Raw genomic sequence first — 11884 nt, forward strand, 5'->3', positions numbered from 1 at the left:
AAATGATGAGATTTGAGAATTATACATATACGCGACCTGATATGAATGAAATTGAAAAGCAGTTTGAAAAGGCCATTACACATTTTACGGAAGCAGCGTCAGTCAGTCAGCAAAATGAGGCAATTCGTCTAGCAAACGATGCGTATTCTCAGTACAGTACAATGGGGAACATCTGCTATATTCGTCATTCTATCGACACAGCGAATGAATTTTATAAAGAAGAACAAGACTATTTTGATGAAACACAGCCGCTTTTAGAAGGATATGTAGAGAAATTTTACAAAGCCTTAATCTCTTCGCCTTTTAAAGAGAAACTAGAAGAAAAGTGGGGAAAGCAGCTGTTTTCTCTTGCTGAAATGCAGTTAAAAACGTTCTCTCCTGAAATAGTAAAAGAGCTGCAGGAAGAAAATAAGCTATCATCTCAATATACGAAACTAGTGGCATCAGCTAAAATTGTATTTGAAGGAGAAGAAAGAACGTTAGCTCAGCTCGATCCGTTTATGGAGTCACCTGATCGAGAAATGAGAAAAAAAGCAGCAGAAGCGAAGTTTCAATTTTTCACCGATCACGAAGAGGAATTTGATGATATTTACGACAAACTTGTAAAAGTAAGGACCAAGCTTTCTGAAAAATTAGGCTATAAAAATTTCGTAGAAGTGGGCTATGCTCGTATGTCTAGAATAGGCTATGATGCTGAAATGGTTGCCGCTTTTCGCAAACAAGTAAAAGAGTATATTGTTCCCCTTACTGAAAAACTAAAAAAGCGTCAGCAGGAAAGAATTCAAGTAGAGAGCTTAACTTATTATGATGAACCGTTTCAGTTTGAAACAGGAAACGCAGTGCCAAAAGGTGATGAAAAGTGGATTATTGAAAATGGACGGGTTATGTATAAGGAGCTTTCTAAAGAGACGGACGAATTTTTTTCCTTTATGCTTGAAAATAATTTGATGGATTTAGTCGCTAAAAAGGGCAAAGCAGGCGGAGGCTACTGTACGTTTATTGAAGAATACAAAGCGCCGTTTATTTTTTCAAATTTTAATGGAACATCAGGCGATATCGATGTGTTAACGCATGAAGCAGGGCATGCTTTTCAAGTGTATTCCAGCCGAGATATGGAAACCAATGAGTATCACTGGCCTACGCATGAAGGAGCTGAAATTCATTCGATGAGCATGGAGTATTTTACATGGCCTTGGATGGAGTTGTTCTTTAAAGAAGACAAAGATAAATACCAGTTTTCTCACTTAAGCTCAGGCTTAACTTTCTTGCCTTACGGGGTAGCGGTAGATGAATTTCAGCATGCTGTATACGAACGCCCTGAGATGACGCCTTCGGAACGAAAACAAACGTGGCGAGAAATTGAAAAGAAATATATGCCTTCTAAAAACTATGACGGCCATCACTATCTAGAAAGCGGGGGCTTCTGGCAGCGCCAGCTTCATATTTACACGTCTCCGTTTTATTATATTGATTACACCCTCGCTCAAATTTGTGCATTTCAATTTTGGAAAAAAGATCGAGAAAATCATGAACAAGCATGGCAAGATTACGTTCATTTGTGTAAGCTTGGGGGAAGTAAGCCGTTTTTAGAATTAGTAGAGGAAGCGAATTTGATTTCTCCATTCGAAGAGGGCTGCGTGCAGTCTGTGGTAGATGAAATTGAAAACTATTTAAATAGTATTGATGATAAAAAGCTATAAAAAAAGCCGCGTTTGCGGCTTTTTTTATTGACATGTTCCTTCTTTCCATAGAGGAATCATAAGGGTAACGCTGGTTCCTTCGCCAACAGTGCTTTTAATCTCAAATGTTCCTTTATGCTGATACAAAATGTTTTTAATCACAACAAGTCCAAGACCGGTGCCTGAGGGCTTCGTGGTAAAAAAGGGCTTTTGAATGTGCGTAAGCAAATGTGAAGGAATGCCGACTCCTGTATCTTTAATGAAAATAGTAAGGTCTTTAGTATGCTGAGTAACGTTTAAATGGATTTCTCCTCCGCTAGGCATAGCTTCGAGCGCATTTTTTAATAAATTAATGAGTACTTGCTTAATTTGATTTGCATCACAGCAGATGTATGTATGCGGAGCTTCCACCTGCGTTTTAACTATGACATTTTTTAATACACATTCTGATTCATACAGAAGGATAACGTCATTTAAAATAGTAGAGAATGCATGCTTTTTCATAACCGTATCATGAGGTTTAGCGAGCAATAAAAATTCTCCAACGATTGAGTTAATACGATTCAGTTCACTCAGCATGATGGTTGTATAAGAATGATAGCGGCTGCTGTCTTCATGAATAAGCTGAATAAATCCATTCAGAGAAGTAAGCGGATTTCGAATTTCATGAGCGATTCCCGCTGCCATTTCGCCCGCTAAAGATAACTTATCGGTTTGGCGAAGAAATTTTTCTGTTTCCTTTTCTTCTGTAAGATCGCGTGAAATACCAAAAAGCGCAACGACTTGCTGATCACGATTAAAAATAGGTGAAACAGTGATTTCTACATCAATTATTTTTCCGTCTTTTCGCTTATCTTGGGTTTCAAAGGCTACCAGCTTTTCTCCTTTTTTAACCCTTTCTAATCGGCTTTCAGCGTCGCCTTTTAAGCCAGCAGGAATGAATGGAATGGCTTTTCCGACAATTTCTTCCGCTTTCCATCCGTATATTTGCTCAAAAGCATCGTTTACTTTAATCACTTTGCCGTCTAGACTGAACACGGAAATGGCGTCGCGATTGTATGTGAAAAAAGATTGTAAATACTCTTGAGCTGAGTAAAGTTCATCTTCGGTTTTGTTCATTTTGACCGTCGTAATAGCAATCAATTTTTTAGAGAAATGAGCACAATACAACAAAATAATCATTGTGATCAGCGTAAACAAAATGAAATAAACGATATCTAATTTCACGAAAGTCACAGATGTAAAAAGAGTGTTGCTTACATAAAAGTACAAAACAATTATTATGGACATTAATGTAGAGGTTACAATAGCGATATAGCTATAGTAAATAAAGCTAACAATTATTCCAAGAAACAAAAACAAATAATTAATAACAGCAGGTTCAATAGATGTTATGTACGCAATATAGGCATAATAGCATATAAAAAAAGAATACATAATGATAGCCGGATGAAAACGAAAGTAGTACATAGCCGTCACTACCAATAATAAAATTCCTCCGCTTATAAAAACAATCATATGAGGATCAGCTGCAATAAAGTGATATAACACGATGTGGACAAGATATAGCAGCCAAAAAATAAGTAAAAGAATAAAATTCCGTTTTTTTATGAGGTTGTGTGATTCCATAAAAAATCCCTTTCTTAAATGGTGAATAATTTTATAGGAGAATAACTTTATAGTCAGCTAGTCGCACGATATAGTGATATATCACTCATATTAGCATAGTTACAACTGTGTGAATAGCCGAATTGAGCACTTAGACCAAGGAAGATAGATCTAGAATGTAGCTGGTCATAAACTATTAAGGAAATATGAGGGGAATATGAACGAAATGAAGGGGATGTAAAGCTTTTGTGATAACCTTGTAAAAGTGAACTTTTTTCTAATTGGATAGGCTATACTGCCAGTAGAGCCATATGAATGGTGACTACATAGAGGCTCAGATGATTCGAAAGGAGACGGTAAAATGAACAAAAGTTTATTAGTCAAGTTATTTGGATCACTTCTAGCAATTATGTTAATCACAGCATGCAACTCACAAACAGATGAAAAAGATGCCACAGAACAGCAAACAGAACAGTCGGATGATACTCAAGCGGAGGATACAACTACAGATGATTCACAGGAAACAATGAAGCAAGACGAAGCAGATGATTCATCTGGGGATGAAGCAGCTGATGATCAAGAAGAATCAACGGATAGTGCTGACGAAAAAACAGATGAAAGTAAATAAACGTAAGTATTTCTATAAAAAAAGCGACTCAAGTAGAGTCGCTTTTTCTATTAGTTTTGTACGGTGATTTCGCTTGCTTCATTTAACGTTACGTTCACTGTAGATACGTCTCCGCCATCTAACAGTAAATCTGTAATTCGATCTTCAAGCTGTTCTTGAATTGCTCGGCGGAGCGGTCTAGCACCGAATGCAGGGTGATAGCCAAGTTCAGCCAGTTTTTCTTTTACCTCATCTGCTACGTGGAGCGTGATGTTTTGTTCTTGTAATGTTTCTTTTAATTCAGCAAGCATAAGGTCAACGATTTTAATCAAGTTATCTTTTTCAAGGTGATTAAATTCAATGATTGTATCAAATCGATTTAAAAACTCTGGTTTGAAATAAGATGAAAGTGAATCTAAAACGGAGGCCTGTTTAAGTGCGTCATTTTCTGCGTCAAACCCAACCGTAATTTTCTTTTCACCTACACCAGCGTTACTTGTCATAATGATAACTGTGTCTTTAAAGCTTACTGTGCGACCTTGACTATCTGTTAGACGTCCGTCTTCTAGAATTTGCAGAAACATATGCTGAACGTCTGGATGAGCTTTTTCAATTTCATCTAGTAAGATGATGGAATAAGGATTACGGCGTACTTTCTCTGTTAATTGTCCTGCCTCTTCGTGACCTACGTAGCCAGGAGGTGAACCGATTAATTTAGACACCGCGTGTTTTTCCATATATTCACTCATATCTAGACGAACCATAGCATCTTTTGAGCCGAACAGTTCTTCAGCTAATGTTTTGGTTAACTCTGTTTTACCGACACCTGTTGGGCCGACAAATAAGAATGAACCAATTGGGCGATGCTTCGCTTTTAATCCAGCACGAGAACGTCGAATCGCTTTTGCTACTTTTTCTACAGCTTCCTGCTGTCCGATTACTTTTTGAGCTAAGTGCTCTGCTAAATGCTTCATTTTTGCTGATTCATTTTCTTGAAGTTTACCAACAGGGATACCCGTTTTCTTTTCAATAATTGCTTGAATGTCAGCAATATCCACATTCATTTTTTGCTGTTCTTCGTTCAATTGTTTTTCAAGAGCAGCTTCTTCATCGCGCAGTTTTGCCGCAACTTCATATTTTTCATCCTTTAGCGCCTGCTCTTTTTCTTTTGTAATTTCTTTTAAGCGAGCGGCCGCGTCGTCTTTATTTGTAATGCCTGCCTGTAAATTCATTTTTGAGCCTGCTTCGTCTAGCAAGTCAATTGCTTTATCAGGCAAGAAGCGATCTTGAATGTAGCGGTGTGATAAATTTACACAAGCGCGGATCGCTTCATCTGTATAGCTAACGCCGTGATAATCTTCATATTTACTTTGAATTCCTTTTAGAATTTCAACGGCTTCTTCTACAGACGGTTCGTGAACCATAACCGGCTGGAAGCGTCGTTCAAGAGCCGCATCTTTTTCAATGGAACGGTACTCTTTTAAAGTTGTAGCTCCGACTACTTGAAGTTCGCCTCGTGCAAGAGCTGGTTTTAAAATATTGCTTGCGTCCATTGAACCTTCCGCTGAACCGGCTCCTACAAGAAGGTGAATTTCATCGATAAATAAAATTACGTTTTTTCGCTGTTGAAGCTCAGAAATTAACTGTTTCATGCGCTCTTCAAATTGACCGCGCACGCCCGTATTAGCTACGAGAGATGCTACATCTAACAGATATACATCTTTATTTAACAGCTTGGCAGGAACTTTTCCTTCCGCAATTTTTAAAGCTAAACCTTCGACTACAGCTGTTTTACCAACACCGGGTTCTCCGATTAGCACCGGGTTGTTTTTGTTTCTTCTATTTAAAATTTCAATGACACGCTCTACTTCTTCTTCGCGGCCAATAACAGGGTCAATTAATCCCGTTTTCGCAATTTGAGTTAAGTTTCGACCAAATTGATCTAAAAAGCCTCCGCCGCCATTTCCTTGCTGCGGCTGTTCCGGTGCAGCTTGTTCGTGAGCCATTTGCTTGAATAAATCATCGATGTTCATAAAGCCGCCACCTCCAAAACCCGATGGGATTTTATGTTCTTTCATTAGTGCTTGATAACATGTATGACATAAACGATATTGAGATTTTTGGTTATTTGTTTGTACATTTAATTGAATAGATGCTTCACGTTTATTACAGTTTTGACAAATCATTTAATTAGCCTCCCTAAATGATTTTAATCGAAGATCAGTAGGTGTTTGACCTTTCTTGACCTTTCGTAGTTTCATTATACTTTGACCTTTTTTGACTTTCAAGTCTTTTGCTTAAAAAATTTTTGAGGGAAGTTCCTCGCTTATGTACAAAAGGTAGTACATTAAAAAAAGATGTGTTTTATGTGTACCCGTTCTATACATGTAAAAACATTAGAAGCATTTTGTACAATGATCTGCTTGGAGAGGGAATTAATATTAATAAGAAGAAAAGTGGACAAAATGAGTGCAGAGCTTACCGTCGGATAAAATAAGTTATTGACAGCAAGAAGGATAAAAATTATACTCAAGAAGGTTTGCACTTAACTGCGTAAAAGCATAAAAGCGTTTAAGTGAAAAAGAAAGATAGAAAGGGAATATCTCATGAAAAAAGAAATTTCATTTATACAATCAATAGCGGTGGTTTTGGTGCTATTAGCTATTATTTTTGTTTCATTATTTATGTTAAAGCTGCCGCCTCATATTCCGCTGATATTTGGTGTAGCATTTATTAGTGTGATTGGCTTTTTGTTGAAATATAAGTGGACAGAAATGGAAAAAGGGATTTTAGACGGTGTTAGACTGGGCATTAAGCCTATCCTTATTTTAATGCTGATCGGGATGCTTATTGCGATTTGGATGGTAGGAGGAACGATACCGACGATTTTATCCTACGGCTTTCACTGGATTTCACCGCAGTACTTTTTAATTAGTGCTTTGGTTATTACCGTATTAGTTTCAACATTCACGGGAAGTTCATTAACAACCGTCAGTACGGTAGGGGTCGCTTTATTTGGCGTAGGAACTGCTATTGGTGTACATCCAGGGCTAGCAGCGGGGATGATTGTTTCAGGAGCTGTATTTGGAGATAAGATGTCTCCATTGTCTGATACAACAAATTTTGCTTCTGGTATCGTTGAAGTCCCGCTTCCTAAACATATTCAGCACATTACGTGGACGACGGTTCCAAGTATTGTCATTACAGCAATCATTGCACTGGTAATCGGAATCAACGGAAATCAGGAAAGCGTCAATTACGGGGAAATTCAAGGAATTCAAGACGCATTAAAACATACGTTTAATTTACACGTGTTAACGTTGCTTTCTCCACTTTTAGTTCTTGTTTTTTCCATGAGAAGAGTCGATGTATTGCCAACGTTAGTTTTAGGGATTGTCACGGCCATTATTACAGGAATGATTACACAGCATGAATTTACGCTGAGTCAATTGCTAGGCGTTCTTCAAAGCGGGCCGGCAGTAGAGTCAGGAAATAAAGTAGTCGATGCGATTGTAAATAAAGGCGGATTACAGTCCATGATGTTTTCTATTTCTCTTATCATGATTGCCTTGTCGCTAGGTGGCTTGATGAGAGCGATTGGAATTATTGATGCTTTATTAGAAGGATTAGCAAAACAAATCCGCCGCAGCGGAGACGTTATTTTTGCTACGCTTCTATCTTCAATTGGAGTGAACGTTATTACAGGAGAACAGTATTTATCGATTCTTCTGCCTGGGCAAACGTTTAAGCCGCTGTATGAAAAGTGGAACTTAGATCCAAAAAACTTATCACGAACGCTTGAAGACGGAGGAACGGTTATTAATGCTATTATTCCGTGGGGTGTCAGCGGTGCTTTTATTTCAACAGCATTAAATATTCCAGCAGCTGACTACGTTCCATTTACATTCTTTAGCATTTTATGTCCGATCTTTTCGGTTATTTTAGCATATACAGGCATTGGTATTGCCAAGAAAAAAGCTCAGTCTTAACTGGGCTTTTTTCTTTTTGAAAAAGGACAGGTAAAAAACGACAAAAAAAGTATCATTCCACTTTTCAAATCTATAATTTAATAATACAATTTACTATACGTCTTTCTTGTTCATGTATTCGTATGAATTCTTATTTCTTTACAGATGAAGAAATTTGGGTTTTGCGGTATGATAAATAAGCTGTATTGGCGATGGGATGAATGCCCTTTTTAGCAAACATTTAAGAAGGGTAAAGCCAAATGAAAACACTCATTATAAAAGAGAAAAGATATTTATTGAGGAGAGGGTTTCTGTTGAAAAAATGGGGCATCATTGCATTAATCACTGTAGCTGTGCTCGGTGTGACAGCGGTTTTTAACCGAGCTGAAAGTGATGATGTAAATAAAGAAAAATTGAATTTATTATCGCCTTATTCAAATAAAGTAGATGTATATAGCATTACGTATCCTAGTGATAATTTAAAGATAAAAGGGTTTTTAGTACAGCCTAAAGACATTGCAGACAAACATTATCCGCTTTTAGTATATAATCGCGGAGGAAATCGCGAACATGGCATGATTCGCGCAAAAACACTGCAGTACTTATCATATTGGGCAAGTAAAGGCTACGTCGTGGTTGCGACTCAATACAGGGGAAATGGCGGAAGTGAAGGTACAGAGACGTACGGCGGTAAAGATATTGACGACGTATTAAATCTTATTAAGTGGGGAGAACAGCTTCCTTATGTAAATCACCAGCAAAAGGTAGCGCTAGGATATTCACGCGGCGGCATGATGACGTATTTAACGATGAAAAACGGCGTTAAATTTGATGCAGTTGTCGTACAATCAGGTATTACAGACATGTTTCAATTCTATGATCAAAGAGGGCCTGAAATGAAACAAGTGCTGCGGACGATTGTAGGAGATCCGGCGCAGTATCCAGAGAGGTATAAAAGTCGTTCTGTTGTCTATTGGAGCGATAAAGTAAATTCACCTCTTTTGATTTTACAGGGTGATCATGATCGTAAAGTTCACCACACGCAGGCTGAAAAGCTTGTGAAACAATTAGGTGAGCAGGGAAAAGAATACAAATACGTACTGTACAAAAACGGAGACCATCCGCTAACTGCTTATTATGATCAATATAACGCGGAAATTGATAAATGGTTTAAAATACATTTAGCTAAGCAGTAAAGAAATTGGAAGCAGTTTTGATGAATGGAAAAGAGCAGCTTGTTTTATCCTACTACATGTAAGCATATAAAAAGGGGATGAAGCAAAATGACTCAGTCTAAAAGTCAAAAAGAGCGTCAGTGGAATGTACGAAAACAATCACAAAACCCATCGCATGGAAAAGTAAAATCTTTTGAAGAACTATCAGAAGAAATCACGCCTAAACGTAAATAAGGTAACCATCATATAAAGGAAGACACAAAAAAGGAGAGCTGAAGCTCTCCTTTTTCTATGTTTGTTTATGGATTTGTGGACCACATGCCCGCAGATTTGATAAAAATACGCGGATGCAGTTTTAATTGTGCTACCATAATTTCTGCTAGGTCTTCAGGCTGCATCACTTTATCAGGATTGCCATCCGTTAAGTTTTCTTTATATGCTAATTCCGTTGCTACTGTACTTGGTGTTAGCGCTGTTACACGAATATTGTGTTTGCGTACTTCTAGCGCTAGAGATTCAGTTAAGCCGAGCACGCCAAATTTTGAAGCACTGTAAGCACTTGTAACGGGAGCGCCTTTTTGACCAGCAGTGGATGAAATATTGATGATGTCTCCACCGTTTTTTTCGATTAATTGAGGTAGAACGGCGCGCGTTACGTAGTAAACGCCCATTAAATTCACATCAATGATTTGTTTCCACTCAGCTGGGTCTAGCTCTAAAAAGCTTCCGAATTTACCGATTCCTGCATTGTTGATTAAGATATCCGTTGCCCCTAATTTTGTATGTAGATGCTCAACTGCTGCGTTTACTTCTTCCATAGAAGAAACATCTGCTGTTGCATAAGCAACGTGTACATCAAATGCTTCTAGTTCAGAAGCAACAGCCTTTAAATCTGCCTCTGTACGAGCAATTAAACCGATATTTACGCCTTCTTTTGCTAATTCAATCGCAGTTGAACGACCGATGCCTTTTCCTGCTCCTGTAATAAGAGCTACTTTGCCTTTAAGTGATTGTGCCATGTATAGACTCCTTTCAATATTCTGCATAAACATTCTTCATAATAACAAAGAATTATCCATTACTATCCTATAGAAATGCACAAATGATGTCAAAAATAAAGATTATTAAAATGGCTTCAAGTATAAATTTCCTTTTCATACAAAAACTATAAAGACTAAAAAGAAGAAATTCCGTTTCTTTTCGTTCAATGTAGTGGAGGATGAGCAATGCGTATAAAAAAACTATCTGAGTTAACGAATAAATCCAAACAGCGGAAAGAAAAAGCTGATGAATCGAAGGACTCTAAGGAAACTAGTGCTTCTTCTACACAGGAAGAGCAGAAATTATCGGAGAGGGTGGGAGATAATTTATCCCGCATGAAAAAAGCACTGGGACAGAGCACGGACTTAGTTGTGCGAGAGTTTCGAATTTCGATTGAAGAAAAATTCACTTTAGGCGTTGCTTACATCGACGGATTAGTAAATAAAGACGAAGTTGAACACTATGCGCTGGACTCCATTATGCACTATCACGATGAACATTTAACACATGATGACGGCATCGTTAATATGTACGAATTGATTAAAAGCTATAGTTTGGCAGCGGGTGAAATCACCGAAGCAAAAACATTGAATGACGCTCTTCTTCATATTTTATCAGGAGACACCGTGCTATTTTTAGAAGGGTATCAAACGTGTATTGTCGCAAGTACAAGAGGCTGGAGAGACAGAGCCGTTTCTGAACCACAATCTCAGACCGTTGTAAGAGGGCCTCGAGACAGTTTCACAGAAACATTGCGAACGAATACCGCATTGATTCGGCGCCGAATAAAATCTCCAAAACTTTGGATTGAATCTCAGCAAATAGGAGAGTTTACAAAAACGGATATTGCGCTCATTTATATAGACGGCATTGCGGATGAACAGATCATTCAAGAGGTAAAAGAGCGTCTTTCTAAAATTGATATAGATGGTATTTTGGAGAGCGGATACATCGAAGAGTTGATTCAAGATGAAGATTATACACCTTTTCCTACTATGCATAACACGGAGCGTCCAGACTCCGTGGCAGCAGGTCTTTTAGAGGGGCGAATAGCCATTTTAGTAGACGGTACACCTTTTGTATTAATGGTCCCTGCCCTATTTATTCAATTTTTTCAAGCAGCCGAAGATTATTACCAGCGTGCAGATATTAGTACATTGATTCGCTTAATGCGCTACATGGCATTTTTCTTAGCCCTTTTAACACCTTCCGCTTATATTGCTTTAACTACTTTTCATCAAGAGATGCTTCCTTTTGCTTTGTTAATTAGTATTGCAGCTCAAAGGGAAGGTGTTCCTTTCCCTGCTATTATTGAAGCGTTTATTATGGAAATCACGTTTGAAATTTTACGAGAAGCAGGAGTCCGATTGCCTCGAGCAGTAGGTTCAGCTATTTCGATTGTGGGAGCACTCGTTTTAGGAGAAGCTGCCGTACAAGCGGGATTAGTTTCACCTGCAATGGTTATCGTTGTATCCATCACCGCTATTAGTAACTTTGTGTCACCTGTGTATGATATGGCTATTGCAGTAAGGATGCTGCGCTTTATTTTAATGGTTTTAGCAGCTACTTTTGGCTTATTCGGTATTATTCTGGGGCTAATTTTAATGATTTTACATTTATGCAGCTTAAGGTCATTTGGAGTCCCTTATATGACACCTATGGCTCCATTTGTGAAGCGTGATCAAAAGGATGTTCTAATTAGACGTTCGATCAAAAAAATGAAAACAAGGCCAAAGCTTATTAACGAGAAGAATATTTCACGTCAAAAGACGCAAAAAAACTAAACTGTGTAAAGGTGGCCGTTTA

The 11884-nt window shown here is 38.0% G+C and carries 9 protein-coding genes; 6 read left to right on the plus strand and 3 right to left on the minus strand.

Going from position 1 to position 11884, the window contains the following annotated elements:
* Positions 1-5: 5 nt before the first annotated feature.
* Entirely contained in the window at positions 6-1700 is a 1695-nt protein-coding gene (locus MMB68_RS14575; RefSeq protein WP_277448422.1) for a M3 family oligoendopeptidase, read from the plus strand.
* 24 nt (positions 1701-1724) lie between these two features.
* Here MMB68_RS14575 and MMB68_RS14580 read toward each other — a convergent pair whose 3' ends face one another.
* Positions 1725-3308, minus strand: a complete 1584-nt coding sequence (locus MMB68_RS14580; RefSeq protein ID WP_277448344.1) for a PAS domain S-box protein — start codon at positions 3306-3308, stop codon at positions 1725-1727.
* Positions 3309-3648: 340 nt separating this feature from the next.
* Between MMB68_RS14580 and MMB68_RS14585 the strand changes: the two genes are divergently transcribed.
* Positions 3649-3915 (plus strand): hypothetical protein, encoded by a 267-nt coding sequence (locus MMB68_RS14585; RefSeq protein ID WP_013055972.1) that lies wholly within the window; start codon positions 3649-3651, stop codon positions 3913-3915.
* Between the two features lie 50 nt (positions 3916-3965).
* Here the strand turns inward: MMB68_RS14585 and MMB68_RS14590 are convergent, their stop codons facing one another.
* The gene (locus MMB68_RS14590) at positions 3966-6080 is read right to left on the minus strand and encodes an ATP-dependent Clp protease ATP-binding subunit (RefSeq protein WP_264409002.1); all 2115 of its coding nucleotides are present in this window, start codon (positions 6078-6080) and stop codon (positions 3966-3968) included.
* A 420-nt stretch (positions 6081-6500) separates the two neighbouring features.
* Between MMB68_RS14590 and nhaC the strand changes: the two genes are divergently transcribed.
* The 3 genes from nhaC to MMB68_RS14605 all read left to right on the plus strand — a co-directional run bounded on the left by nhaC (position 6501) and on the right by MMB68_RS14605 (position 9271).
* On the plus strand, positions 6501-7883 hold the full coding sequence (gene nhaC, locus MMB68_RS14595; RefSeq protein WP_264409003.1) for a Na+/H+ antiporter NhaC: 1383 nt from the start codon (positions 6501-6503) through the stop codon (positions 7881-7883).
* Between the two features lie 293 nt (positions 7884-8176).
* Positions 8177-9058, plus strand: a complete 882-nt coding sequence (locus tag MMB68_RS14600; RefSeq protein WP_264409004.1) for an alpha/beta hydrolase family protein — start codon at positions 8177-8179, stop codon at positions 9056-9058.
* Positions 9059-9145: 87 nt separating this feature from the next.
* Entirely contained in the window at positions 9146-9271 is a 126-nt protein-coding gene (locus MMB68_RS14605) for a DUF6254 family protein (RefSeq protein WP_013082238.1), read from the plus strand.
* A 65-nt stretch (positions 9272-9336) separates the two neighbouring features.
* Here MMB68_RS14605 and MMB68_RS14610 read toward each other — a convergent pair whose 3' ends face one another.
* Positions 9337-10056: a 3-ketoacyl-ACP reductase gene (locus tag MMB68_RS14610; protein WP_221785714.1), complete on the minus strand. Its 720-nt coding sequence runs from the start codon at positions 10054-10056 to the stop codon at positions 9337-9339.
* Positions 10057-10263: 207 nt separating this feature from the next.
* Here MMB68_RS14610 and MMB68_RS14615 point away from each other — a divergent pair, with 207 nt between their 5' ends.
* Positions 10264-11862: a spore germination protein gene (locus tag MMB68_RS14615; RefSeq protein WP_269871866.1), complete on the plus strand. Its 1599-nt coding sequence runs from the start codon at positions 10264-10266 to the stop codon at positions 11860-11862.
* The last annotated feature ends 22 nt before the right edge of the window (positions 11863-11884 follow it).

Source organism: Priestia sp. Y58 (genome assembly GCF_029522095.1).
Lineage (GTDB): Bacteria > Bacillota > Bacilli > Bacillales > Bacillaceae_H > Priestia > Priestia megaterium_E.

What these genes read in the sequence shown, in the direction of transcription:
- nhaC (WP_264409003.1), top strand. Translation starts at nt 6,501, where the DNA reads ATGAAAAAAGAAATTTCATTTATACAATCAATAGCGGTGGTTTTGGTG.
- MMB68_RS14615 (WP_269871866.1), top strand. Translation starts at nt 10,264, where the DNA reads ATGCGTATAAAAAAACTATCTGAGTTAACGAATAAATCCAAACAGCGG.
- MMB68_RS14585 (WP_013055972.1), top strand. Translation starts at nt 3,649, where the DNA reads ATGAACAAAAGTTTATTAGTCAAGTTATTTGGATCACTTCTAGCAATT.
- MMB68_RS14575 (WP_277448422.1), top strand. Translation starts at nt 6, where the DNA reads ATGAGATTTGAGAATTATACATATACGCGACCTGATATGAATGAAATT.
- MMB68_RS14605 (WP_013082238.1), top strand. Translation starts at nt 9,146, where the DNA reads ATGACTCAGTCTAAAAGTCAAAAAGAGCGTCAGTGGAATGTACGAAAA.
- MMB68_RS14610 (WP_221785714.1), bottom strand. Translation starts at nt 10,056, where the DNA reads ATGGCACAATCACTTAAAGGCAAAGTAGCTCTTATTACAGGAGCAGGA.
- MMB68_RS14590 (WP_264409002.1), bottom strand. Translation starts at nt 6,080, where the DNA reads ATGATTTGTCAAAACTGTAATAAACGTGAAGCATCTATTCAATTAAAT.
- MMB68_RS14580 (WP_277448344.1), bottom strand. Translation starts at nt 3,308, where the DNA reads ATGGAATCACACAACCTCATAAAAAAACGGAATTTTATTCTTTTACTT.